This window comes from Streptomyces sp. NPDC002958, from assembly GCF_055563255.1.
This window is the reverse complement of the sequence record NZ_JBVHDS010000022.1, coordinates 42,981-66,694: the sequence shown is the minus strand read 5'-3', so window position 1 is coordinate 66,694 and position 23,714 is coordinate 42,981. Positions and strand designations below refer to the sequence as shown.

Below are 23,714 nucleotides of genomic sequence, written 5' to 3'. Positions count from 1 at the left end.
TTCATGCGTGTGCTCCAGGTGCTCCGGGGGCGATGAAGGGAAGTCCTGACGGTGCGCCCGACTCGATGAGCCGCAGCAGCGCGTCGGTGTCCGCGTGTTCTTCGATGAGGTCGCCGAGGCGGTCGAGCTGTTCCTCGCGCAGCGCGGCGAAACTGGTGTCGGGGGCGGGGACGAAGCGCCGGCCGGCGGCCCGCGCGACCTCGGACAGGAAGCGACGCCGGAATTCGTCGCTCTCCAGCGAGCCGTGCCAGTGGGTGCCGTGGACTGCGCCGACCCGGCATCCGTCCAGGAACGGCTCGCCGCCGCGTACATCGGCGACGCCATGGTGGATCTCGTACCCCTCGACGGGGGCGCCGAGCGCCTCGCCGACGGGCCGGGCGAGGGTCTTCTCGCGGTCGAAGCGGATGCGTACGGGCAGCAGGCCGAGTCCGTCGATGTGCCCGGCCCGGGACTCGACCTCGTCCTCGATGTGTTCGCCGAGGATCTGGAAGCCGCCGCAGATGCCGAGGACCGGCCGGCCCTCGGCGGCGCGCCGCACCAGGGCGTCGGCGAGGCCGCGCTCGCGCAGCCAGGCCAGCGCCTTCACGGTGCCGCGGGTGCCCGGCACGATGACGAGGTCGGCGTCGGTCAGCTCCTGCGCACGGTCCACGAACCGGACGACGACGCCGGGTTCGGCGGCCAGCGCGTCCACATCGGTGAAGTTCGACATCAGGGGCACGGCGCACACCGCGACGCGCAGCACGTCCTCGCCGTGTGGCGGCGCGACGACCGATTCGTGTACGGCTCCGCGCAGCGTTGTGCTGTCCTTGAAAGCGGGCCGCAGACCGTCCTCCTCGTCGATGCCGAGGCCGTGGGCGAAGGGCAGCACTCCGTACGTCTGCCGTCCGGTGATCCCGCGCAGCATCTCCAGGCCGGGCTCCAGCAGCGACACATCGCCGCGGAACTTGTTGACGAGGTAGCCCGCGATCAGCGACTGGTCCTCGGCGTCGAGCAGCGCCGTCGTACCGAAGAACGAGGCGAAGACCCCACCGCGGTCGATGTCGCCGACGACCACCACCGGGAAGCGTGCCGCCCGCGCGATGCCCATGTTCACGATGTCCGTGCGTCGCAGATTGATCTCGGCCGGACTGCCCGCCCCCTCGCAGATCACCGCGTCATACGTGCCCCGAAGCTGCTCCAGACAGTCCACGACCGTGCCGAGGAGTGCTTCCTGCCTGCCCCCGTGGTAGCCGCGCGCGCTCATCTCGCCCACCGGTCTTCCCATCAGGACGACCTGACTGGAGCGGTCGCCGCCGGGTTTGAGCAGGACCGGGTTCATCAGCGCGGTCGGCTCCACCCGGGCGGCCTGGGCCTGCATGGCCTGGGCGCGCCCGATCTCGGCGCCCTCACGGGTGACGAACGAGTTCAGCGACATGTTCTGCGCCTTGAAGGGCGCCACCTTCACGCCCCGGCGTACGAGCCAGCGGCAGATGCCTGCCGTGACAACGCTCTTGCCCGCGTCCGAGGTGGTTCCGGCGACCAGCAGTCCGCCGCTCATGTCCGTCTCCGTCCTGCGATCAGACGTCTCGTGGTCCGACGTTCTGCGCTTCGATGTCCTGCGATCCGTCGTGCGGCGAGGCTCGTGCCCAGCCGTCCCGCCACACACACGCCGAGGGCCAGCGCGCTCACCCGGCGCGACAGCCGTACCGCGCGTTCGATGTCCTCGGTCTCCACCGCCCGGCCCGTCTCTCCGTTGAGGACCGGGCGGTGCTCGACCCGGCCGCCGTATGCCAGGGTTCCGCCGAGCCGTACGCCGAGCGCACCCGCGAACGAGGCCTCCACCGGGCCCGCGTTGGGGCTCGGATGCCCGGCCGCGTCGGCCCGCCAGGCCCGTACCGCTCCACGTGGCCGCCCCCCGGCGGTCACGGCGAGCAGGGCTGTGAGCCGGGCACCGGGCCAGCCCGCGAGGTCGTCGAGGCGGGCCGAGGCCCAGCCGTAGCGCCGGTGGCGGGGCGACTTGTGGCCGACCATGGCGTCAAGGGTGTTGGCGGCCCGGAAGCCGACGAGCCCGGGCACACCGGCCAGCGCGCCCCACACCAGGGCGCCGACCACGGCGTCCGAGGTGTTCTCGGCCACGGATTCCACCACGGCGCGGGCGATCTGCGGTCCGTCCAGGGAGTGCGGGTCGCGTCCGCACAGATGCGGCAGCCGCTCGCGGGCCAGCTCGATGTCACCGGCGGCCAGGGCACCGCCGATGGCCCGGGCCTCACGCCCCAGGGATGTACCGCCGACGACGGACCAGGTGGCGGCGGCGGTCAGCGCGACCGAGGCGGCGGGGTGGCTGCGTACGGCACGGGTGATCAGCGCGGCACCACCCGCGGCGCCTCCGGCGCAGACGAGGGTGTGCAGCGCGCCCCACCCGCGATGGTCGCGCCACAGACGGTGCTCGACGCCCGCTGCGGCCCGCCCGAAGGCAGCGACCGGATGCCCCCTGCGGGGGTCACCGAGCAGCAGATCGCCGATCAGACCGGCCGTGGCGCCGTACGCGAAAATGCGATCGGCACGCACGGCTCAACCGGCCGTTACGCCTCGAAGTACCTTCGTACAGGCGGCTCTCGTCGAGAGCGCCACAGCAACGGACGCACGGCAGCCAGGCATGGCGATATGTCCTCACTCAGGGTCCGCGCCCTGGTTCGACGTGACCGGCGACGAGAGTCTCCTGGCTCCCGGATCCGCAGTTCCCCCGGCCTTCCAGCCCGCTCGCGCGTGCCGTGACTTCCGGTGTGGGGGACTGCTCCCCGGTGACAGTGGCGGGACCGCGCCGGATTCGCACCGGCTTCCTCTGCTGTCGCCGTAATTGGCTCCGGCAGTCCACCACGCTCTGCGAACCTCCGTCAACTCGCCGTTGACCTGCGACGGGGCAGTGTGCTGAGGCCCACATCTGCCCGGGTACGCCACCGGCTCCACCACAGCGGGCCGGACACACGAGGTGTGTCCGGCCCGACGGGGGAGTGGGTGGCGGGGTGCTCAGGCGACGATCAGATAGATGCCGTACACGACCGCCGCGGCGCACAGCGCGAAGCAGACGTACCCGCCGGCGCGGGCCAGCAGCAGCGAGCCGCCCTGCGTCGCCGGTTCGGGCTGCTTGGAGAGACCGACGATGCCCAGGGTGAAGAGACCCACCAGCGCGACGGTGACGACGAGGGAGACGCCGAAGACGGAGCCGAGGGCTGCCCAGTCGATGTTCATGCTGAATCCTTAGACGGCCTGCCTGGACGGCTGGGCTAGACGGAGGCGGTTCGCGCCGGGTCCTGGGTGGTTTCGGCCGGGGCCGGAATGGTGGTCTTGAAGTCCTGGGCCGCGGTGGGCGGCGGGCTGACGGCGGCGACGGCCGTGGTGACGACGCCCGCGGGCTCGGCTTCGCCGTGCGTCGGCGCGACATCGTCGTGGCCGACCGGCTTGCGGCGCGACACCAACCAAATCGAACCGGAGCCCACGACCAACAGTGCCGCGGCGACGACGACACCCCAGGTGCCCTGCTCGGTGAGGAGTTCCGCGCCCGCGCCGATCAGGGCCGCGGCCGGCAGGGTCAGACCCCAGGCGACGAACATCCGGGTGGCGGTGGACCAGCGGACCACGCCGCCCTGGCGGCCGAGGCCCGCGCCCATCACGGCGCCGGAGCAGGCCTGGGTGGTGGAGAGGGAGAAGCCGAGGTGCGAGGAGGCCAGGATGACCGTGGCCGCACTGGTCTGGGCGGCGAAGCCCTGCGGCGGCTTGAGGTCGGTGAGGCCGCTGCCCATGGTGCGGATGATGCGCCAGCCGCCCAGGTAGGTGCCGAGCGCGATGGCCGTACCGGCAGAGACGATGACCCAGACCGGCGGGTTGGAGCCGGGGTTCAGGACGCCGCTGGTGACCAGGGCCAGGGTGATGACGCCCATGGTCTTCTGCGCGTCGTTGGTGCCGTGGGCGAGGGAGACCAGTCCGGCCGAGGCGATCTGACCGGCGCGGTAGCCCTTGGCGGTGGCCTTCTGCTGCGCGTCGTTACGGATCTTCCCGCCGATCCGGTACGTCAGCTTGGTGGCCAGCAGCGCGGCCAGACCGGCGACGATCGGGGCGGCGACCGCGGGGATCAGCACCTTGGTGACGACGGTGTCGCCGTTGACCGACGACCAGCCCGACGACATCACCGCCGCGCCGATCAGGCCGCCGAACAGGGCGTGCGAGGAGCTGGACGGCAGTCCGACCAGCCAGGTCAGCAGATTCCACAGGATGGCGCCGACGAGTGCCGCGAAGATGACTTCTGTCTGCAGCCCTTCCTCGTTGATGATCCCGCCGGAGATCGTCTTGGCGACCTCCACTGACAGGAACGCGCCGACGAGATTGAGAACGGCGGACATGGCCACCGCGGTCTTCGGTTTGAGTGCGCCGGTCGAGATGGTGGTCGCCATCGCGTTGGCGGTGTCGTGGAAACCGTTCGTGAAATCGAACACTAGGGCTGTCACGATCACAATCGCGAGCAGCAGCGTGATGTGTTCCATTTACCCAGGCAATCGTTCGATGTCAGTGGTAGGTGGACCGTAGGCAACCTGGGTGAACGGAAGGTGAACTGGGCGGGGCGCTGTGGTGACTCGATCCGGAGCCGGGATGCCCACTTGCCCTCCGTTTGTCCTCCACTTGTTCTCCGACGGGCAGCAGGGGCCGGGCGCAGGGCCCTGCTGGGCCCGATTCGGTCCGCCGCCACCCCTTTGTGAACCTCGCCCGGTGAAGTTCTCCCTGTGACCTTTCTCCTTGTGAACCGCTCCGGCCGATCGCATGTCCGTTCGCCTCCCGGGCTGAGAGGATCTCCGTATGAGCGATCAGCAGCGGGACGCGATCGAGCGGGCCTGGGACGGTGTCGTCGCCACCGCCCGCAGGACGGCGGCGGACGGCCTCGTCATCGGGACCTCGGGAAACGTGTCGGCACGGGTCGGCGCGACGGTCCTGGTCACCCCGAGCGGAGTGCCGTACGACCGGCTCGGCCCCGGGGATGCCGTCGGCGTCGATCTGGAAGGCAACCGCGTCCTCGGTGAGCTGGCGCCGACCAGCGAACTCCCACTCCATCTCGCGGTCTACCGGAACAGTGACGCGGCCGCCGTCGTGCACACCCACGCGGTGCACGCCACGGCCGTCTCCACCCTGGTCGCCGAGGTCCCCTCGGTCCACTACGCCGCCGCGATGCTCGGCGGCCCCGTCCGGGTCGCGGCCTATGCGCGCTACGGCACCGAGGAACTGGCCGAGAACATGCTCGCCGCCCTGCGGGGCCGTACGGGCTGCCTGCTCCAGAACCACGGAACCGTCACCTACGGGGCCACCCTGGACGAGGCGTACGACAGGACCGCCCAGCTGGAATGGCTCTGCCGGCTCTGGCTCAACGCGAGTTCCGTACCCGGGCACACCCCGAACCTGCTCTCCCCGGCGCAGTTGCGCGACGTACAGGAGGCGCTGAAGGGATACGGACAACCGGGCTGACCCACCCCCGCCCCTGCTGCCCTTGCTGTCCCTTGCTGTCCCTGCTATCCCCGCCGATCCAGCCGTCGCGCCCCTGCTCGGTCACCGGACGGCCCCGTCCGCTGGCAGGGTGCGGCACACCCCACGACACTGGAGCAGTGCGCCCGGCAACAGTCACGGCAGCAGCCGTCACCACGATCCTCGGCGTCGGAGCGGCAGCGGTCGCGGTCGGCAGGTACGCCAGCGACGCCGTCCTCAGGGCGCCGTCCGGACACCCTCTCCCCGCCGACCGCAGACTCACCGTGCACGCCACGGCGGCCGGGCAGGTCACCCTGACCCGGTCCTTCGCCGCCCTGCGGCCCGGTACCTACGGGCTGGTGGGCGATGACGTCCATGCCGTCGTCGGCCCGGTGGTCGAGCATGCCCACCACGCCCCCGACACCGTCGTCCGCAGACTGGAGCGCGTCAACCGCGGCAGCCTGGAACCCGGCGTCAAGGTCCGCGTCACCCCACAGTTGCACAGCGGCGACCCCTCCTCGGCTCTCGGTCTCGATCACAAGGAAGTCGAGATCCCCGGTGAACTCGGCGCCCTGCCCGCCTGGTTCCTGCCCGGCCCCCGCGACACCTGGGTCATCACCGTGCACGGTCTCGGCACCACCAGGGAACACCCCATGAACGTCATGGAGTTCCTGCACGATCTGCACCTGCCCGTGCTCGACCTGGCCTACCGCGGCGACGCCGGAGCCCCGCGCTCCCCGGACGGCCTCGCGCACCTCGGCGAATCCGAGTGGCGCGACCTGGACGCGGCGATCCGCTTCGCCGTGCGGTACGGAGCCGAGAAGGTCGTTCTGCACGGTTGGTCCACCGGTGCCTCGATGGCGCTGCACGCGGCCGTCAACTCCGCGTTGCGCGACCGGATCTGTGGTCTCGTCCTCGACTCCCCGGTCCTGGACTGGGCCACCACGCTGCGCGCCCTGGCCGTCGCCCGCGGCGTCCCGACCGCACTGCTGCCGCTCGCCGTCCGCGCCGCCCAGGGACAGACCGGGCTGCACGGCGCCCGGCTCCTGGACGTCTCCCTCGCACCGGCGCTGCATGTCCCGACCCTGATCTTCCACGGCCCGGACGACACCCTGGCCCCCTGGCAGCCGTCCCGCGACCTCGCCGCCCGCCGCCCGGAACTGATCGCCCTGCGCGCCGTACCGCAGGCTCCGCATGCGGCGATGTGGAATGCCGATCCGGTCCACTACGAAGAGGCGCTGCGCCGCTTCCTCACGCCCCTGATGTGACCTGATGCGGGCGATCGGCTGATTGGTGCCGGACTTCGTCCACCGCCCTCCCCACCGCGAATTCAGGTTCCGTTTGGGCTTTCGGGCCGTCAGGGGCAAGACTGCTCCCCGTGACGTCCCGTACCCCGCGCGACTCCAGGCTGCGACTTGTCCGCCCGCGACCCCTTGCCACCGCTCGCAAGGCCGTGACCACCCGGCGCACCAGGCCGGCTCCCCGCCCCCCGGAAGGCACCCCGCCCCGGGCGGAACTGGCCCGCCAGGCCAGGACGGCCCTCGCCGATGCCGTACGGATCGCCCGCTGGGCAGCCGACGGCGCCATCCCCGGCGCGCCTCCGCTCGCCACCCAGGCTCTCGAACGGGCCGCGACGGCCCTGGAGTTGTCCCCGGCCCAGGTGCGCTCCGGCTGGGACCGGGCCCGTCTCGCCGGTCTCGTCGAACTGCACGGCGACACCGCACGCCCCGGCTGGCGGCTGCGCGCCTGGGACCGCGACGACTCCGCCGTACTCCGCGGCTGGGTGGCGCTGTTCGACGCCTGGTCGTTGGTCCACCCCGCGCCCGACGGCATCGAGTCCACCGCGGTCGCCGAGGCCGTCGAGGCCGTGCCCCAGGTGCTCTCCCTCCTCCAGCTCTCGGCCGGCCCGGTCACCGTGCCCGCCCTCCTGGACCTTCTCGGCCAGCGCGTCGCGGAACTCCACGAGGAGCGCTGCGAGGTGCCGTACGGGCCGCAGACGCCGCCCGCACCGGCCGAATCCGCCCCCGCCGAGCTGGTCGCCCTTCTTCTGGACTGGGCCCTGGAGGGACTGGCCGCCGTCGGTGCGCTCACCCTCGGCGCCGGTCACGCCACCCTCACCCCGCTCGGCAACTGGGCGGTCTGGGTCAAGCTGGAGCAGATCTGCGTCGCGGCCCAGAGCCCGGCCGGGAACATCGAGCAGTCCGCCGCAGACATGCTGCTCGGCTGCGCCCGGCTCACCCCCGGCCCGGCTCGCGACGAATACCGCGCCTGGCTCGCCGCCCGCCCCGTCGGCAGCGCCGTCGCCGAACTCCTCACCGTCGCCCGCGGCGAGGACGCGCTGCTGCGCGGGCTCGCCTTCGAGGCACTCCGGGTCGTCGGCGCCCCCGCCGAGCCCGAGGTGCGCTCCGTCGTCGGCGACCCCTCGCTGCGCCCGTACGCGCTGCTGTGGCTGGCCGAGTACGACGGGACCGACCCCGAGGACGCCCAGGACGTCCTCAGCCGGGAGGAAGCCACCTGGCTCTGGGTCGACACCGCGGCGGCCGTCGCCGACCACGGCGAGACCGGGCTGCTGGTCCGCCATCTCGACTCGGCCGTCCAGGGCACGGTGCCGGCGCTGCTGGACGAGGTGCGAGCCGTCGGCCACCCCCGCACCGTGCAGGTCCTGGTGGCCCTGGCCGCCGCGCACCCGGACCCCGCACTGGCCAAAGCGGTCCGCCGGGCGGCGTTCCAGGTGCACACGGGCGGCGCGTAGCGCGGCTGCGACCGCGTCGGACGGGCTTGATCCCGAGCCCGTCCGACCGTCAGTCGGCCGATCCCGGGGCGTATGTCCCGAAGCTCCACACGTTGCCCTCCGCGTCCCGCGCCATGTAGTCGCGCGAGCCGTAGTCCTGGTCCGTGGGCGGCATCAGGATCTCCACCCCGTGCTCCACGGCCCGGGCGTGGTGCGCGTCGACCTCCTCCACCACGACGTAGACGCCGGCCGGGCCCGCGCCCTGCATCGCCTTGGCGAAAACACCCTCGCGGCCCTTGGAGCCCAGCATCACCCTGCCGTTGCCGCAGGACAGCTCCGCATGGAGCACCGTGCCGTTCTTGCCCTCGTACACCGCTTCCTGGGTGAAGCCGAGGCCCTCCGTCAGCGTCCTGATGGCGGTCTTCGCGTCGTCGTACAGAATCGTCGGATAGATCGTCGGAACGCCGGCCGGTGCGCCTGCCATGGCGCTCACCCCTTTTCTTACTCCCGTGACTCGTTTCTGTGATCTGCGTCTCAGTCTTTCATCGGCCGCCGACAATGGCCCGGCCCAGTGGAGGGTGTTGCAGTGGGCCATGTCGCCGCCGCGGAAGCCCGTCGTGAACCACTGCTGTCGTTGCGTGCCCGAGCCGTGTGTCCAGGACTCCGGTGCGACCCGGCCCTGGAACTTCTCCTGGATCCGGTCGCCGCCGGCCTTCGGACGTGTCCGGATCGGCGTCGTCGTCGAACCGCATGGGTCACCACCCTCTGCTCCGGCCGCGGTGGTCGCGCCACCTCTGCCGTGCATTGGGTGGTTCACACCGGCATGCCCTTTTTTTGGTCGCACGGTGGAGTGGAACGGCAGCCCAGGGCGAGCTTCCAGGCGCGTTTTTGGGCGAGTTCTCGGCAAGTGCCGTGAGGGCATGCGGGAAAGAAGTTGCACACCGCCAGTAGAATGACCCGCATGGCAATTCTCCTTGTGCATGAGTAGCGGCGTCGAGTCGAACTCTGTAATCGCCCCGTCCGCCGCCCCCACCGCCCTGGAGTTTTACCGTGATCACCGCTTCCGGCATCGAGCTGCGCGCCGGCGCCCGCATCCTCATCGAGTCCGCTTCCTTCCGTATTGCCAAGGGTGACCGCATCGGCCTCGTCGGCCGCAACGGAGCGGGCAAGACCACTCTCACCAAGTGCCTCGCAGGTGAGGGCAACCCCGCCGGCGGCACCATCGCCCGCTCCGGCGAGGTGGGCTACCTCCCGCAGGACCCCCGCACCGGTGACCTCGACGTACTCGCCCGCGACCGCATCCTCTCCGCCCGCGGTCTCGACGAGATCCTGCGCAAGATGCGCGAGAACGAGGAGCGGATGGCGAACGGCAAGGGCGCCACCCGCGAGAAGGCGATGAAGAAGTACGAGCGCCTGGAGACGGAGTTCCTCACCAAGGGCGGCTACGCCGCCGAGGCCGAGGCCGCCACCATCGCCGCCGCGCTCAGCCTGCCCGACCGGGTGCTCGGACAGCCGCTCCATACGCTCTCCGGCGGTCAGCGCCGCCGTGTCGAGCTGGCCCGCATCCTGTTCTCGGACGCCGACATCATGCTGCTCGACGAGCCGACGAACCACCTCGACGCCGACTCGATCGTCTGGCTGCGCGACTACCTCAAGACCTACCGCGGCGGCTTCATCGTGATCTCCCACGATGTCGAGCTCGTCGAGACGGTCGTCAACAAGGTCTTCTACCTCGACGCCAACCGCTCGCAGATCGACATCTACAACATGGGCTGGAAGCTCTACCAGCAGCAGCGCGAGGCCGACGAGAAGCGCCGCAAGCGCGAGCGGCAGAACGCCGAGAAGAAGGCCGCGGCCCTCAACTCGCAGGCCGACAAGATGCGTGCGAAGGCCACCAAGACCGTTGCCGCGCAGAACATGGCCAAGCGCGCCGAGCGGCTGCTCTCGGGCCTGGAAGCCGTCCGGGTCTCCGACAAGGTGGCCAAGCTGCGCTTCCCCGAGCCCGCCCCGTGCGGCAGGACTCCCCTGATGGCGGAGGGCCTGTCCAAGTCGTACGGCTCTCTCGAAATCTTCACCGATGTGGACCTCGCCATCGACAAGGGCTCCCGGGTCGTCATCCTCGGCCTCAACGGTGCGGGCAAGACCACGCTGCTCCGGCTCCTCGGGGGCGCCGAGAAGCCGGACACCGGCCAGGTCATCGAGGGCCACGGACTCAAGCTCGGCTACTACGCCCAGGAACACGAGACCCTCGACCCGGAGCGCTCCGTCCTGGAGAACATGCGCTCCGCGGCGCCCGACCTCGATCTCGTCGACGTCCGCAAGACGCTGGGCTCGTTCCTCTTCTCCGGTGACGACGTCGACAAGCCCGCCGGAGTCCTCTCCGGCGGTGAGAAGACCCGTCTCGCGCTGGCGACCCTGGTGGTCTCCTCCGCCAATGTGCTGCTCCTGGACGAGCCGACGAACAACCTCGACCCGGCCAGCCGTGAGGAGATCCTCGGTGCGCTGCGTACGTACAAGGGCGCCGTCGTCCTCGTCACGCACGACGAGGGCGCGGTCGAGGCCCTCCAGCCGGAACGCATCATCCTGCTGCCGGATGGTGTCGAGGACCTGTGGGGTGCGGACTACCAGGACCTCGTCGCACTGGCCTGACCCCGGCCAGGTCACTGTCTGATCCACTCCGTCTGGATCATTCGGCCTACGCGTGATCCATCATCTGAGTGAGTACGTCTCGTACATCGGCGCGGCGCCCGGCAGATACCTGCCGGGCGCACCCATATGGGGCCGCAATCCCCATGTGGCCCTGACCTGGCAATTCGCCCCGGGTCTGTCCCTGCCCGCCTCCACAACCCTGCGGAATGTGGGATTCCGGTTGTGTTGGCTCCCTCACTGGACGGGAATCAGGTGGCACGGACCTTGCCGAATGGGTGGCCAGGAAGCCCCCGAGGGGTGATCATGAGAGTCCAGAGCGCACTTCCCATGAGGAGGCACGGGTGGCCGAGACTCTGAAGAAGGGCAGCCGGGTTACCGGCGCCGCGCGCGACAAGCTCGCGGCAGACCTGAAGAAGAAGTACGACTCCGGTGCGAGCATCCGGGCGTTGGCCGAAGAGACAGGCCGCTCCTACGGATTCGTCCACCGGATGCTCAGTGAGTCCGGAGTCACGCTGCGAGGACGCGGCGGAGCGACACGAGGCAAGAAGGCCGCCGCGGCCTGACGGCCTTCGGCGGATCGGGGCAGGTCGTCCGGCCTGTCCCGGGGCTCACCGGTTTCGGCGGTGGCCACCCGGTCGATCGTGATGTCGGTCGGGTGGTTACTGTTCAGTCACTTAGCTCGAAGTGCTGACTGACCCGATCCGGAGGCGTTCCATGACCTCGCTCGACTCTGTGCTCGACAAGGACGGCGTACGACTCACCGTCGATGACGCGGTTGCCACGGTGACCCTCGCCAATCCGGACAAGCGCAACGCTCAGTCTCCCGCTCTGTGGCGGGCGTTGACAGAGGCCGGACGGGCACTGCCCGGCAATGTGCGCGTCGTCGTGCTCCGCGGCGAGGGCAAGTCCTTCTCCGCGGGCCTCGACCGGCAGGCGTTCACCCCCGAGGGGTTCGACGGTGAGCCGTCCTTCCTCGACATGGCGCGCGGCCCGGAGGCCGAGCTCGACGCGACCATCGCCGAGTACCAGGAGGCGTTCACCTGGTGGCGCCGCAACGACATCGTGTCGATCGCGGCCGTCCAGGGGCACGCGATCGGTGCCGGCTTCCAGCTCGCCCTTGCCTGCGATCTGCGGATCGTCGCCGAGGACGTGCAGTTCGCCATGCGTGAGACCAGCCTCGGTCTGGTCCCCGACCTCACCGGCACGCACCCCCTGGTCAACCTGGTGGGGTACGCCCGCGCGCTCGAAATCTGCGCCACGGGCCGCTTCGTGCACGCCGAGGAGGCCGAGCGCACCGGTCTGGCCAACCTCGTGGTCCCCGCCGACGAACTCGACGCCGCAGCCCGTGACCTGGCCGGCGCACTGCTGGCCGCCCCGCGCGACGCGGTCGTGGAGACCAAGGCGCTGCTGAGCGGTGCCGTCTCCCGTGGTTACGAGGAGCAGCGCGTCGCCGAACGTGCCGCGCAGGGCCGCCGACTGCGCGATCTGGCGGGCATCGCCGACTGAGCGGCATGTGTCCTTCACCGCCGTGCGGGCTCGCCCCTCCAGCAGCCGGTCCGGCGGTCGGTCGTTCCTCGGCCCCGTCAGGCGGTCGGTCGCTCCTCAGCCCCGTCCAGCGGTCAGTCCCGCTCCACCACCGCAGTGACCAGCACCGCGACCGACGGACGCCCCTCCACCGCTTCCGCCACCGCCTCCCGCACCGCACGTGCCACATCGAGCGCTCGATGGGCCGAGTCCGTCGCCAGCTCGATCCGTACATGATCCGGGCCCGTGTGCACCGCATGGCCCAGCACCTGGGTCAGCGTCACGACACCCGCAACGCCTGCCGCGGCGACCCCCGCCGCCCCCTCCGCCCTGGCCGCGCGCACCTCGGCCGGTGCGGGGGCCGGACGTTCGGGTGGTGTGTCCAGCAGCTCCGTCACCAGGAGATCCACCTCGTGGACCACCAGGCCCAGCCGCTGCCCGGCAGCCGTCAGCAACGCCGAGCGCAGCGCCTCGGCCGCGGCGGGCAGCGGCTGGCCGGACATTGCCGACATGGTCGCCTCGATCCGCAGCGGCCCCGGCGGCAGCGCACTCGGCGGCGGCTCCACCGCCGCGTTCGGGGCATTGTCCGGATCCGCCACGGAGATCCTGAGCTTCCCGAGCACCGGGCCGGGTCCCGTCCCGGCCACCGCGCCGCGCAGCACCGCGACCGCGGCCTGCTCCGAGATCCAGGCCCCGTCCGCCGGACCGCCCAGCGGAAGGAGCCGGCCCAGACCGAGCCGTCGCCGAACCGCTGCCGTCCATCCGTCGGCCCCGTGCGGGCTGTCAGCTGTCGTCATTACCCCAGCCTGCCGCATTCACGGCGCGAAATGGGGCAAGCGCACTTAATGTGGGCAACGAGGTCCAACCTGCCCCGAAGGGAAGAGTGGCGATGACCGACACCCCACAGCGGAACCGTCCCGAGAACCCCGACAAGGAATCCAGCCCACTCACCAAGCGCGGCGGGGGAGCACCCGCCACCCGTGGCCGTACGACCATCGCCGACGGCGTGGTCGAGAAGATCGCGGGAATGGCGACACGTGACGTGGCCGGTGTCCATGCGATGGGCAGCGGCTTGGCCCGTACATTCGGCGCAGTACGCGAACGAGTTCCAGGCGGCGGGAAGTCCGTCACGCGAGGCGTCAAGGCGGAGGTCGGCGAGTCGCAGACCGCCCTCGACCTGGAGATCGTCGTCGACTACGGCGTGTCGATCGCCGATGTCGCCGGGGACGTACGGGAGAACGTCATCGCAGCGGTCGAGAGGATGACGAGCCTCGAAGTCGTCGAGGTCAATATCGCTGTCAGCGATGTGAAGCTGCCCGACGAGGAAGAAGAAGAGCCCGAGCCACGTCTCCAGTAGGCCTCCGGCGTGAGGCAGTTGAGGAGCGCACGATGAACATGGCTGTGGTCGGCATGGTGGCCGGCATGGCACTCGGTTTCGCCGGGTACTTCGGCGGATTCGGTGCCTTTCTGCTGGTGGCCGCGTTGGGGGCGATCGGCTTCATCGCCGGTCGCTTCCTGGAGGGTGACCTGGAGCCCGGCGACTTCTTCCGGAGTCGCGAACGCGGCGACCGACGGCGGTGATGGCGGTGTCGGGGGTGAGCGGACGGATCGCCGCCGGGGAGCGCGGAGCAACCCGGATCGCCGACCGGGTGGTCGCGAAGATCGCCGCACAGGCGGCGAAGGAGGCGATCGACGAGCCGCCGAAGGAAGGTGTTTCGCCGCGCGCCACGGTCACGGTGCACCGTGACACCGCCCGCGTGCGGGTGAGCCTGGAACTCGCATACCCCTCCGACATCGGCCGCCAGTGCGGCGGGGTGCGTCGGCATGTCGCCGAGCGGGTAAAGGCGTTGGCGGGGATGGACGTGCGCGAGGTGGCCGTACAGGTCGAGCGCCTGCATCCGACGGCAGCGAGCATCGCGGCACAGGGGAGGATCCGATGACCGAGCCCCATGAACCGGAACGCCGTACGCAACGGCAGCCCACCGCCCGGCCCGTCGAACAGGGGGACGTGCCCGCACTCGACCGGTCCGCCTCGTCCACCGCGCACAAACCGAGGCACGCACAGCGGGATGGCGGTGGCAGGGCGGGCCGTTTCTGGTCCGCGCGCCGTGTCCCCGCAGCGATCCTCGCCCTGCTGATCCTCGGCGGTACCGGTCTGCTGCTCTACGACGTGGTGGCGGTACGGGCCGACCACCCGGCGATGTGGTGGCGCCGCACGCTGGCCGACGAACTCGCCGACCGGCCGCTGGACGACATCTGGGTGCTGGGCGCCGCGGTGGCGGTCATGGCGATCGGCCTGTGGCTGCTCGTGCTCGCCGTCACTCCCGGACTCCGCGACCTGCTGCCGATGCGCCGCGACCGTCCCGGCGTACGGGCCGCCCTGGACCGGTCCGCGGCCGCACTGGTCCTGCGCGACCGGGCCGTCGAGGTGTCCGGTGTGCAGTCGGTACGGGTCCGGATGGGCCGGGGCAAGGTCGGGGTGCGTGCGGTGTCGCACTTCCGTGAACTCGACGATGTACGGGCCGATCTGAACACCGTGCTCGGGACCGGCATCAAGGAACTGGGGCTGGCGGGACCGCCCAGCCTGTCCGTAAATGTCCGCCGTCCGGCGAAGAAAGGGTGAGCCCGTTGCTCAGGACCGTCAACCGGGTACTGCTCGGCCTGGCCGGGCTGGTGCTGATCTGCGGCGGCGGTGCGGTGCTCGCCGCCGGGCTCGGCCTCTCCGTACCATCCTGGTGGCCCTGGTACGGCAAGGGCGATGTGCTCATCAGCGAGGCCGACCGGGACCGCTGGCGCGGCGAAAGCTGGTGGTGGCCGACCGTGATCGCGGTCCTCGCCGTTGTGGTCGTCCTCGCCCTGTGGTGGCTGCTGGCCCAGCTGCGCCGCGCCCGCCTCGCCGAGGTGCTGGTGGACAGCGGCGACGGCGAGGGCGCGCTGGTACGGGGCCGGGCCCTGGAGGGGGTGCTCGCCGATGAGGCGAAGACCCTGGACGGGGTGGCCCGCGCCCGGGTCGCGCTGACCGGGCGGCGCAGTTCGCCGCACGCCAGGATCCGTCTGCTGATGGAGCCGCACGCGGCGCCGGACGAGGCGCTCGGCCGCCTCACCGACGAGGCGCTGGCTCATGCGCGGGATTCGGCGGGGCTGGCCGAGCTGCCGGCCGAGGTGCGATTGAGGGCCGTCAAGCACCGTGCGGAAAGGGTGAGTTGACGGCCGCTGCCCGGTTTCCTGGCTCCCCGGCCGGGCTTGATTCCTCAAGCCGTCCGGGGAGCCAGGACAGGGCGAGGCCGGTTCAGAAGCCGTGCCGGGAGCCGCCGTCGACCGGCAGCATGATGCCCGTCAGATACGAAGCCGCAGGGGAGAGCAGGAACGCCGCGGTCCGGCCGAACTCCTCCGGAGTCCCGTAACGCCGCAGCGGAATACGTGCCTCGTTCGCCGTGCGAGAGGCCTCGACATCGCCCGAGAGCGCATCGAGCTCACGCATCCGGTCCGTGCCGATCCTGCCCGGCAGCACACCCACCACGCGGATGCCCCGGGGGCCGAGCTCGTCGGCCAGGGACTTGGCGAAACCGGCCAGGCCGGGGCGCAGACCGTTGGAGATCGTCAGCCCGGCGATCGGCTCGTACACGGAGCCGGAGAGCACGAAGCCGATGACACCGCCCTCGCCGAGCGTGGCCGCCGCGGCCCTGGCGAGACGTACCGCGCCCAGGAAAACCGACTCGAAGGCCGACTGCCACTGCTCGTCGGTGTTGTCGGCGACGAAGCCGGGCGCCGGTCCGCCGACACTGATGAGAATGCCGTCGAGCCGTCCGAAGCGCTCGTGCGCACTGCCCACCAGACGCTGCGCGGAGGCCGGGTCGGCGTTGTCGGCGGCGAGGCCGACGACATCCGGCCCCAGTTCGGCGGCGGCCGCCTCGACGCGCTTCTCGTCCCGGCCGGTGATGATCAACCTCGCGCCGTCCTCGGCCAGCGCCCGCGCCGTGGCGTTGCCCAGCCCCCGGGTCGCTCCGGTGACGATGTACACACGGTCTTTCAGTTCGAGATCCATGGGCCCTATCCTGCCGCGTCGGCCTCCAGCGTGTCCTCCCCGGCCAGTGCCATGGCGGTGCCCACCAGTCCGATGTGGCTGAACGCCTGCGGGAAGTTGCCGAGCTGCCGGTGTCCGACGGTGTCGTACTCCTCTGCGAGCAGCCCCACATCGTTACGGAGTGCCAGGAGCCGCTCGAAGAGATCTCTGGCCTCTTCGCTGCGCCCGGTCAGGTGCAGGGCGTCGGCCAGCCAGAACGAGCACGCCAGAAAGGCCCCTTCGCTGCCGGGCAGTCCGTCGATCGAGGCGCCGTCCGTGCTGTAGCGGCGGACCAGACAGTCGCTGCCCAGCTCCTCCCGGACCGCGTCGACCGTCCCGACCACCCGGGGATCGTCCGGCGGCAGGAAACCGGTCCGGGGGATCAGCAGCGTCGCGGCGTCCAGGTTCCGGGAGCCGTAGGACTGCGTGAAGGTGTTCCGTACCGGGTCGAACCCCTTTTCGCACACCTCCCGGTGCACGGCATCCCGCATCGCCCGCCACCGGTCGGCGTCTCCGGCCAGCGAGGGGTCCTTCTCCAGGGTGCGTACGGCACGGTCGGCGGCGACCCAGGCCATCACCTTGGAGTGCACGAAGTGGCGGCGCTGGCCGCGGATCTCCCACAGCCCCTCGTCCGGCTCGCGCCAGGTGGACTCCAGGAAGCCGAGCAGGCTGAGCTGCAGATTCCAGGCGTGCGGCTTTTCGTCCATGCCCGCCTCGCGCGCGAGCCGCAACGAGTCGATGACCTCCCCGTACACATCGAGCTGCCGCTGGCGCACCGCGGCGTTGCCGATCCGGACCGGGCCGGAGTTCTTGTATCCGCGCAGCCACGGCAGCTCCGCCTCGGGCAGTCTGCGCTCGCCCGCCAGGCCGTACATGATCTGTAGATCGGCCGGGTCCCCGGCGACCGCCCGCAGCAGCCAGTCCCGCCAGGCGGCGGCCTCCTCCAGGTAGCCGGCCGAGATGAGGGCGCCGAGGGTCAGTGTGGAGTCCCGCAGCCAGCAGAAGCGGTAGTCCCAGTTCCGTACGCCGCCGATCTCCTCGGGCAGCGAAGTGGTGGGAGCCGCCACGATCCCGCCGGTCGGGCCGAAGGTGAGAGCCTTCAGCGTGATCAGCGAGCGGATCACCGCCTCCCGGTACGGGCCCCGGTACTTGCACCGCGCGGACCACTCGACCCAGTCGGACAGGGTGTTCTCCAGTGCCTCGAACGGGTCGACGAGTTCGGGGCGGGGCGAGTGCGAGGGATGCCAGGTCAGGACGAACGCCACCTGTTCCCCCGCCGAGACGGTGAACGACGAGCAGGTGGAGAACTGCTGGCCCCATGTCTTGACCGGCGGCTCGCTGCGCAGCCAGGCCGAGTCCGGCCCCGCGACCGCCACCCGGTGCCCCTGCGAACGGCGCACCCACGGCACGACCGAGCCGAAGTCGAAGCGCAGCCGGATCACGGAGCTCATCTCGACGGTTCCGCTGACGCCCTCGATGATCCGCATGACATCGGGTTCCTGGTCGCGCTGTGGCATGAAGTCGATGACCTTGACCGTGCCGGTACGGGTCTCCCAGAACGTCTCCAGGACGAGGGACTCACCCGCATAGCCGCGCCGGGTGCAGGTGTCCGCGTCCTTCGGGGCGATCCGCCAGTGGCCGTTGTCCTGGTTGCCGAGGAGGGCCGCGAAGCAGGCGCCCGAGTCGAAGCGGGGCAGACAGAGCCAGTCGACAGAACCGTTCCTGCCGACCAGGGCGGCTGTCTGCAGATCGCCGATGAGGGCATAGTCCTCGATGCATGGGGTCACGTTCTGGCGTGTTCCCGAACCTGGGCCTCGTTAAGCAGCCCTCCACCTACGTGAGGCGGGGCACCCCGACACCCGGGCGGGCACGGCGTCAGGCCGTCGCGGGCTCCGGTTTCTCCGGCTCGGACGCGTCCTGTTCCCCGGCGGCGGCCTTGGCCGCGGCCTCCGCACGGTCGCGCCTCTCCCTGCGGGCGAGGACCACGAAGCCGACCGGGACACCTGCGGCGAACAGCCACCACTGCACGGCGTACGCCATGTGCGGGCCGATCGACTCGTCGTCCGGGGCGGCGATCAGTTCCGGGGTGTCGCCGGACGGCTCGGGTGCAATCTGCTCGATATAGCCGCCGAGCACCGGCCGGGAAAGCCTTTCGGCCTCCTGGGTGCTGTTGATCAGCATCACCTGACGGTCCGGCAGGTCGGAAATGTCCTTGATGCCGCTGCTGCTCGTGGTCTCGTCGGCCTTGAGTCGCCCGGTGACGGTCACTTCGCCCTTGGGTGCGGCCGGTACGTCGGGGAAAGCGCGCTGGCTGTCGGCGGCGGGCACCCAGCCGCGGTTGACCAGGACCGTGCCGCCGCCCTTGAGGTCGAGCGGGGTCAGTACATGGACGCCGATCTGGTCGTCGGCGGAGGTCCTGCGGCGTACGACCACCTCATGCGCGGTGTCGTACGTGCCCGTGGCTGTCACCGTGCGCCAGTAGTCGGAGCGCGGGACCGTGTGACCCGGGGAGGTGAGCGAGGTGACCGGAACCGGTTCCGCCTTGATGTTGCGGGAGATCAGGGCGTTCTGCGCGACCTTGTTCTCGTGCCGGTGCAGCTGCCAGAAGCCCAGCTCGACCATCGTGGGAATCAGTACGAGGGCGAGGAGGGCGAGGATCAGCCACTGCCGGGTCAACAGGAAGCGGTACACCCCATGACGGTACAACTGCGTCATGGGGTGCATCGCGGAGGGGTGGGGAGAAGGGGGCGCGGCAGCCGGCGGTCAGACTCTGTCGATGATGCCCACCTTCCCCTCGGCGCGGGCGCAGTGACCGCCGCAGAACCAGTGCCCGTCGACCTCGACCCCCTGGCCGATGATCTGGACCCTGCAGTGTTCACAGATGGGCGCCATGCGATGAATGGCGCAGGAGAAGCAGTCGAAGACATGCACCGCGCCCTGCGCGTGCACCTCGAAGGACATGCCGTAGTCGTTTCCGCAAACCTCGCAACGTGCCATGCGCCACAGGTTGGGACGCGAAAGCGGCGGCGGGCGAGCGGTGGGCGGGCGAGTCGCCCCGGTTCACTCCGATGACGGCGCGGCTGCCCGCGTCGCCGCCTGCGCCACATCGCGCAGCAGATGGGTGAACGCGCTCTCGTCCAGGATCGGTGTGCCGAACGACTTCGCCTTCACCGTCTTGGACGTCACCGAGTCCGGGTCGTTGGTGACGAGCAGGCTGGTCAGCCGGGACACGCTGGTCGCCACATGCAGCCCGGCCTCCACGGCCCGGTCCTCCAGCAGCTCGCGGTCCACGGAGGTGTCCCCGGAGAACGCCACCCGCATGCCCTGCATGAGAGGTTTGTCCTTCTCGTACCGTCCGGGGTTCGGATGCGGGCACGCCGGACGCTTGCGCGAGGGACGCCAGTTGTTCTGACCGTACGAAGGCTGGTAGCCAACCCGCGGTGTGACCGGGGAGTCCGACCACTCGGTCAGCGGCCGGCACTCCAGCAACGGCAGCCGCACCCCGCCCCGCGCCGCCGCATGCAGACTCGGCCGGAACGCCTCGGCCAGCACCCGGGCATCGTCCAGGGCGTGGTGGGCGCGCTGCTGCACGACTCCGAAGTGCGCCGCCAGCGACTCCAGCTTGTGGTTGGGCAGCGGCAGCCGCAGCTCCTTGGAGAGCGCGATGGTGCACAGCCGCTGCTCGACGGGGGCGGTGACCGAGGCCCGTGCGTACTCCCGCGCCAGCATCGACCAGTCGAAAGCCGCGTTGTGCGCGACGAGGACACGGCCCGTGAGCCGCTCGGAAAGCTGGGTGGCGACCTCCCGGAAGAGCGGAGCGTCTTCGAGCACGTCGCTGGTCAGCCCATGGATCCAGACAGGACCGGGATCACGCTGAGGGTTGACGAGGGTGTACCAGTGGTCCTCGACATTGCCCTGCGCGTCCAGGCGGTAGACGGCAGCGGACACTATCCGGTCGTCCCGCGCGAGTCCGGTGGTCTCCACGTCGACGACCGCGTACCCCTGCGGGTAGGCGGTCGGCCACGGTGCTGCGGTCTGGCGGTCGTCGAGCATGGTCACAGAGAATACGGGCCGCGACTGACAGTCTCCTATTCGGCCGTCTCCTGCCCCCGCGTGCCGGTTTGGTGGCGCGAAGCCTGTGGTACGGGGCGCGCCAACAGCCCCTCCACCAGGGCCCGTACGGAATCGGCGAACAACCGGTCCGGGTCGGCGGGCCGGGCCAGTGCGCGGGCCAGTGCCGGGTCGTCGTCCGCAGTGGACGCGGTCCACAGATCTCCCTCGCCGGGTGACTGGACTACTACCACGGACGGCTGGTCGCGGCGGCGACCCGGACATCCACCGCCGAGTCCAAGTTCGGTGCGGGACTGGCTGCTTCGATGGGGAACAGCCCCAGCGAGGTCTGGCGCGACAACTGCTTCGTCGGCGCCAGCTTCATGCGCCCGCATGAGGTGCCGCTGCGCGACCGGATCGGCCTCGACAAGATCATGCGGGGCAGCGACTACCCGCACGACGAGGGCACTGCCCCGTACTCGCGGGAGGGCCTGCGGATCGCGTACGCGGGCCTGCCGCCCGAGGAGATCGCGGCGATGACCGGCGGCAACGCGGCCCGCGTCTACGGCTTCGACCTGGCCGCCCTCGACCGCCTCGCGGCGGAGGTCGGCCCGACGGTCGAGGAGATCGCCGAGCCGCTGAAGGAGGCCCCTCCCGACGCGACGAGCCCCGCCTTCGCACCGGGCGGGTCGGTACGCGCGTGGTGACCGGGCGGAGTGAGACCATCCCCGGGTGACGGATACCCAGGCGCATGACGAAGCGCACGGCAACGGGCTCGGCACGCGGCTGAACTGGCTGCGTGCCGCGGTCCTCGGTGCCAACGACGGTGTGGTGTCCACCGCGGGCCTGGTCGTCGGCGTGGCCGGCGCCACCGGCGACCGCGGCGCCCTGCTCACGGCGGGCCTGGCCGGTTTGCTGGCCGGGTCCATGTCCATGGCGGCGGGCGAGTACGTATCGGTCTCCACCCAGCGCGATTCGGAGAAGGCAGCGCTGGCGGTGGAGAAACAGGAGCTTTCGGAGGCCCCTGAGGAGGAACTTGCCGAACTGACCGGCCTGCTGGAGGGCAAGGGGCTGAGCCGTGAGGTCGCCCGCGAGGCCGCTCTTCAACTCACCGAACGCGATGCGCTGCGCGCCCACGCGGTGGTCGAGCTGGGCATCGACCCGGACGAGCTGACGAACCCGTGGCATGCGGCGGGCGCTAGCTTCCTGGCGTTCACCGCCGGCGCGCTGCTGCCGCTGCTGGCGATTGTGCTGCCCCCGGCGTCGCTGCGGCTCCCCGTGACCGTCCTGTCGGTACTGGCGGCGCTGTCCCTGACAGGCTGGTGGAGCGCCCGCCTGGGCGACGCGGCGCCGGGGCCCGCGGTGCTGCGGAACATGGGTGGGGGAGCGGTGGCGATGGCGGTCACCTATGCGGCGGGGCAGTTGCTGGGGGCGGTGGGGGTTTAGCCTCCGGTTCAGGCCCTGCCGTCGATCGGTCGTTGAACTGCAGACGTCGCCCAAGGACGGCCGTACGGCCTCCGGTGCGTGCCCCCGCATTGGCAGAAGTCACCAAAGACTGCTGACGCCGCGTCTCGCATACTTGTTGGTAACAACGTCTAGTCCCGGGCCGACCTGCGGCTCTACGGTGCAAGCATGCCGCCGAACCTGCCCGATGTCGTACTCTGGTCCATACCAGCCTTCGTCCTGCTCACCGTCCTCGAAATGGCCCTCCACCACTTCCATCCCGATGACGAAGCCGCCGGATACGAGGCGAAGGACGCCGTCACCAGCATCACCATGGGGATCGGCAGCCTGGTCTTCGACCTGCTGTGGAAAGTGCCCATCGTCGCGATCTACACCGTGGTCTACGAGCTGACCCCGCTCCGTGTTCCCGTGCTGTGGTGGACCGTCCTGCTGATGCTGCTCGCGCAGGACTTCTTCTACTACTGGTCCCACCGCGGCCACCACGTCATCCGGATCCTCTGGGCCTGCCACGTGGTCCACCATTCCAGCCGGAAGTTCAACCTCTCCACCGCGCTGCGACAGCCCTGGACATCGCTGACCGTCTGGCCGTTCTATGTGCCGCTCATCGCCTGCGGTGTCCATCCGGCCGCGCTCGCCTTCTGCTCGTCGGCGAACCTCGTCTACCAGTTCTGGGTGCACACGGAGCGCATCGACAAGCTCCCCAAGCCCTTCGAATACGTGCTGAACACGCCCTCCCACCACCGGGTGCACCATGCATCGCAGGGCAGCTACCTGGACCGGAACTTCGGCGGCATCCTGATCCTGTGGGACCGGCTCTTCGGGTCCTTCACCGCCGAGACGGAGCGGCCTGTGTTCGGCCTCACCAAGAACATCGACACATTCAATCCGCTCCGTGTCGCCACCCATGAGTACGCGGCCATCGCCCGCGATGTGCGGGCGGCGGTCAGCTGGAGCGAGCGGGCCGGGCGGATCTTCCGCGGGCCCGGCTGGCAGCCGGCCGGTACGGCCGCCCGTACGGCCGTCCCCGCCCAGGAGCGCATCGGATGAGCGCCGCAGCCGTCACGGACCGGCGGGAACGTCTCGTACGCCCGCTGCTCATCGCCTTCCTTGTGGCCTCGGCCGTCGACCTCTTCGGCATCCTCGCCGACATCGCGGTCGCCCACATCGTCGCCAAGCCCCTGCTGATGCCGCTGCTGGCTGGGTACGCCGCCGCACGGCGCGCCCCGCGGCTGCTCATCGTGGCGCTCCTGTTCGGATGGGGCGGCGACACGCTGCTGCTGTCCGATGCCGATGCCGCCTTCCTCATCGGGATGGGCTCCTTCGCCGCTGGTCACATCTGCTATCTGTGGCTCTTCGGACGTGCCCGCAGTTCGCTGCTCGCCGGGGCCGTGTACGCCGCCGTCCTGGCCACCTTCATCGCGCTGCTCTGGAGCGGGCTGCCGGCGGACATGCGGATTCCGATTTCTGGCTACAGCCTGCTGCTCACAGCGATGGCGTACCGCGCCGGCACGCGCGGCCGGTATGCGGCCGTCGGCGGGGCGCTCTTCCTGATCTCCGACGCGCTCATCGCCACCGGCATCGCCGACTGGCCGCAGCTGCCCGCCCCCGACTTCTGGGTCATGCTCACCTACATCGCCGCACAGTTCCTGCTGACCCTCGGATGTCTCGCACCCGATGCGAAAAGGGCTGGTGCCACCCCTGGGGCGTACCGTGAGCGGAGTATCAGTATCTGAGATCAGCAAGGACCCC

Annotated in this window: 26 protein-coding genes, 2 pseudogenes and 1 riboswitch; of the genes and pseudogenes, 15 read left to right on the top strand and 13 right to left on the bottom strand. The window is 70.6% G+C overall.

Annotated features, from left to right (window positions below):
* Nucleotide 1 precedes the first annotated feature (1 nt).
* The 4 genes from ACZ3IC_RS27530 to ACZ3IC_RS27515 form a co-directional block, all read right to left on the bottom strand.
* Nucleotides 2-1,537 carry a cobyric acid synthase gene (locus ACZ3IC_RS27530; protein WP_467420347.1) on the bottom strand — a complete coding sequence of 512 codons (1,536 nt, stop codon included), beginning with the start codon at nt 1,535-1,537 and terminating at the stop codon, nt 2-4.
* The gene (locus tag ACZ3IC_RS27525; RefSeq protein WP_467420344.1) at nt 1,534-2,547 is read right to left on the bottom strand and encodes a cobalamin biosynthesis protein; all 1,014 of its coding nucleotides are present in this window, start codon (nt 2,545-2,547) and stop codon (nt 1,534-1,536) included. Before ACZ3IC_RS27525 ends, ACZ3IC_RS27530 begins: the two co-directional genes overlap by 4 nt.
* A 145-nt stretch (nt 2,548-2,692) precedes the next feature.
* Nucleotides 2,693-2,821, bottom strand: a riboswitch (cobalamin riboswitch).
* 185 nt (nt 2,822-3,006) lie between these two features.
* The gene (locus tag ACZ3IC_RS27520; RefSeq protein ID WP_467420342.1) at nt 3,007-3,228 is read right to left on the bottom strand and encodes a hypothetical protein; all 222 of its coding nucleotides are present in this window, start codon (nt 3,226-3,228) and stop codon (nt 3,007-3,009) included.
* Between the two features lie 35 nt (nt 3,229-3,263).
* The gene (locus ACZ3IC_RS27515; protein ID WP_467420340.1) at nt 3,264-4,517 is read right to left on the bottom strand and encodes an inorganic phosphate transporter; all 1,254 of its coding nucleotides are present in this window, start codon (nt 4,515-4,517) and stop codon (nt 3,264-3,266) included.
* A 310-nt stretch (nt 4,518-4,827) separates the two neighbouring features.
* Between ACZ3IC_RS27515 and ACZ3IC_RS27510 the strand changes: the two genes are divergently transcribed.
* From ACZ3IC_RS27510 to ACZ3IC_RS27500, 3 genes are all read left to right on the top strand, one after another.
* Complete coding sequence (locus ACZ3IC_RS27510; RefSeq protein ID WP_467420338.1) at nt 4,828-5,487, top strand: class II aldolase/adducin family protein; 660 nt, start codon at nt 4,828-4,830, stop codon at nt 5,485-5,487.
* Between the two features lie 137 nt (nt 5,488-5,624).
* The gene (locus ACZ3IC_RS27505; protein WP_467420337.1) at nt 5,625-6,752 is read left to right on the top strand and encodes an alpha/beta hydrolase; all 1,128 of its coding nucleotides are present in this window, start codon (nt 5,625-5,627) and stop codon (nt 6,750-6,752) included.
* Nucleotides 6,753-6,937: 185 nt separating this feature from the next.
* Nucleotides 6,938-8,236 (top strand): hypothetical protein, encoded by a 1,299-nt coding sequence (locus ACZ3IC_RS27500; RefSeq protein WP_467420398.1) that lies wholly within the window; start codon nt 6,938-6,940, stop codon nt 8,234-8,236.
* A gap of 49 nt (nt 8,237-8,285) precedes the next feature.
* Here ACZ3IC_RS27500 and ACZ3IC_RS27495 read toward each other — a convergent pair whose 3' ends face one another.
* Together ACZ3IC_RS27495 and ACZ3IC_RS27490 are read right to left on the bottom strand one after the other, a co-directional pair.
* Nucleotides 8,286-8,699, bottom strand: coding sequence for a VOC family protein (locus tag ACZ3IC_RS27495; RefSeq protein ID WP_467420396.1), 414 nt, complete (start codon nt 8,697-8,699; stop codon nt 8,286-8,288).
* Nucleotides 8,700-8,804: 105 nt separating this feature from the next.
* Nucleotides 8,805-9,020 (bottom strand): annotated as a pseudogene (locus tag ACZ3IC_RS27490) (neutral zinc metallopeptidase); the annotation flags it as partial.
* Between the two features lie 245 nt (nt 9,021-9,265).
* Between ACZ3IC_RS27490 and ACZ3IC_RS27485 the strand changes: the two are divergent.
* The 3 genes from ACZ3IC_RS27485 (at nt 9,266) to ACZ3IC_RS27475 (ending at nt 12,370) form a co-directional block, all read left to right on the top strand.
* Nucleotides 9,266-10,864, top strand: a complete 1,599-nt coding sequence (locus ACZ3IC_RS27485) for an ABC-F family ATP-binding cassette domain-containing protein (RefSeq protein ID WP_467420335.1) — start codon at nt 9,266-9,268, stop codon at nt 10,862-10,864.
* Nucleotides 10,865-11,205: 341 nt separating this feature from the next.
* On the top strand, nt 11,206-11,427 hold the full coding sequence (locus tag ACZ3IC_RS27480; protein ID WP_007263382.1) for a helix-turn-helix domain-containing protein: 222 nt from the start codon (nt 11,206-11,208) through the stop codon (nt 11,425-11,427).
* Nucleotides 11,428-11,578: 151 nt separating this feature from the next.
* Nucleotides 11,579-12,370, top strand: coding sequence for an enoyl-CoA hydratase/isomerase family protein (locus ACZ3IC_RS27475; protein ID WP_467420333.1), 792 nt, complete (start codon nt 11,579-11,581; stop codon nt 12,368-12,370).
* A gap of 113 nt (nt 12,371-12,483) precedes the next feature.
* On the opposite strand, the gene ACZ3IC_RS27470 is transcribed toward ACZ3IC_RS27475, so the two are convergent.
* A complete protein-coding gene (locus tag ACZ3IC_RS27470) occupies nt 12,484-13,185 on the bottom strand; it encodes a hypothetical protein (protein ID WP_467420332.1) in 702 nt (233 codons plus the stop codon).
* A gap of 92 nt (nt 13,186-13,277) precedes the next feature.
* Here ACZ3IC_RS27470 and ACZ3IC_RS27465 point away from each other — a divergent pair, with 92 nt between their 5' ends.
* From ACZ3IC_RS27465 to amaP, 5 genes are read left to right on the top strand one after another with little or no spacing between them, the layout of a single operon-like run.
* Nucleotides 13,278-13,745 carry an Asp23/Gls24 family envelope stress response protein gene (locus ACZ3IC_RS27465; RefSeq protein WP_467420331.1) on the top strand — a complete coding sequence of 156 codons (468 nt, stop codon included), beginning with the start codon at nt 13,278-13,280 and terminating at the stop codon, nt 13,743-13,745.
* 32 nt (nt 13,746-13,777) lie between these two features.
* Nucleotides 13,778-13,969 carry a hypothetical protein gene (locus tag ACZ3IC_RS27460; protein ID WP_327366611.1) on the top strand — a complete coding sequence of 64 codons (192 nt, stop codon included), beginning with the start codon at nt 13,778-13,780 and terminating at the stop codon, nt 13,967-13,969.
* Nucleotides 13,970-13,974: 5 nt separating this feature from the next.
* The gene (locus ACZ3IC_RS27455) at nt 13,975-14,328 is read left to right on the top strand and encodes an Asp23/Gls24 family envelope stress response protein (RefSeq protein ID WP_467420328.1); all 354 of its coding nucleotides are present in this window, start codon (nt 13,975-13,977) and stop codon (nt 14,326-14,328) included.
* Nucleotides 14,325-15,011: a DUF6286 domain-containing protein gene (locus ACZ3IC_RS27450; protein WP_467420325.1), complete on the top strand. Its 687-nt coding sequence runs from the start codon at nt 14,325-14,327 to the stop codon at nt 15,009-15,011. The genes ACZ3IC_RS27455 and ACZ3IC_RS27450 overlap by 4 nt, the downstream gene beginning before the upstream one ends.
* A 5-nt stretch (nt 15,012-15,016) precedes the next feature.
* Nucleotides 15,017-15,595 carry an alkaline shock response membrane anchor protein AmaP gene (gene amaP / locus ACZ3IC_RS27445; protein ID WP_467420323.1) on the top strand — a complete coding sequence of 193 codons (579 nt, stop codon included), beginning with the start codon at nt 15,017-15,019 and terminating at the stop codon, nt 15,593-15,595.
* A gap of 82 nt (nt 15,596-15,677) precedes the next feature.
* On the opposite strand, the gene ACZ3IC_RS27440 is transcribed toward amaP, so the two are convergent.
* From ACZ3IC_RS27440 to ACZ3IC_RS27415, 6 genes are all read right to left on the bottom strand, one after another.
* On the bottom strand, nt 15,678-16,433 hold the full coding sequence (locus tag ACZ3IC_RS27440) for an SDR family oxidoreductase (RefSeq protein WP_467420320.1): 756 nt from the start codon (nt 16,431-16,433) through the stop codon (nt 15,678-15,680).
* 5 nt (nt 16,434-16,438) lie between these two features.
* Entirely contained in the window at nt 16,439-18,238 is a 1,800-nt protein-coding gene (locus ACZ3IC_RS27435; protein ID WP_467420318.1) for a glycoside hydrolase family 15 protein, read from the bottom strand.
* An 88-nt stretch (nt 18,239-18,326) separates the two neighbouring features.
* A complete protein-coding gene (locus tag ACZ3IC_RS27430) occupies nt 18,327-19,142 on the bottom strand; it encodes an SURF1 family cytochrome oxidase biogenesis protein (protein ID WP_467420393.1) in 816 nt (271 codons plus the stop codon).
* Between the two features lie 72 nt (nt 19,143-19,214).
* Entirely contained in the window at nt 19,215-19,448 is a 234-nt protein-coding gene (locus ACZ3IC_RS27425) for a hypothetical protein (RefSeq protein ID WP_259931046.1), read from the bottom strand.
* A gap of 63 nt (nt 19,449-19,511) precedes the next feature.
* Nucleotides 19,512-20,510, bottom strand: a complete 999-nt coding sequence (locus ACZ3IC_RS27420; RefSeq protein WP_467420313.1) for a DEDDh family exonuclease — start codon at nt 20,508-20,510, stop codon at nt 19,512-19,514.
* 29 nt (nt 20,511-20,539) lie between these two features.
* Complete coding sequence (locus tag ACZ3IC_RS27415; protein WP_467420310.1) at nt 20,540-20,755, bottom strand: hypothetical protein; 216 nt, start codon at nt 20,753-20,755, stop codon at nt 20,540-20,542.
* Here ACZ3IC_RS27415 and ACZ3IC_RS27410 point away from each other — a divergent pair.
* The 4 genes and pseudogenes from ACZ3IC_RS27410 to ACZ3IC_RS27395 form a co-directional block, all read left to right on the top strand.
* Nucleotides 20,741-21,208: pseudogene (locus ACZ3IC_RS27410) on the top strand (amidohydrolase family protein); the annotation flags it as partial. The gene ACZ3IC_RS27415 and the pseudogene ACZ3IC_RS27410 sit on opposite strands and share 15 nt — an antisense overlap.
* A gap of 25 nt (nt 21,209-21,233) precedes the next feature.
* The gene (locus ACZ3IC_RS27405; protein WP_467420308.1) at nt 21,234-21,947 is read left to right on the top strand and encodes a VIT1/CCC1 transporter family protein; all 714 of its coding nucleotides are present in this window, start codon (nt 21,234-21,236) and stop codon (nt 21,945-21,947) included.
* 186 nt (nt 21,948-22,133) lie between these two features.
* Nucleotides 22,134-23,012 carry a sterol desaturase family protein gene (locus tag ACZ3IC_RS27400; protein WP_467420306.1) on the top strand — a complete coding sequence of 293 codons (879 nt, stop codon included), beginning with the start codon at nt 22,134-22,136 and terminating at the stop codon, nt 23,010-23,012.
* The gene (locus tag ACZ3IC_RS27395; protein WP_467420303.1) at nt 23,009-23,698 is read left to right on the top strand and encodes a lysoplasmalogenase; all 690 of its coding nucleotides are present in this window, start codon (nt 23,009-23,011) and stop codon (nt 23,696-23,698) included. Before ACZ3IC_RS27400 ends, ACZ3IC_RS27395 begins: the two co-directional genes overlap by 4 nt.
* The last annotated feature ends 16 nt before the right edge of the window (nt 23,699-23,714 follow it).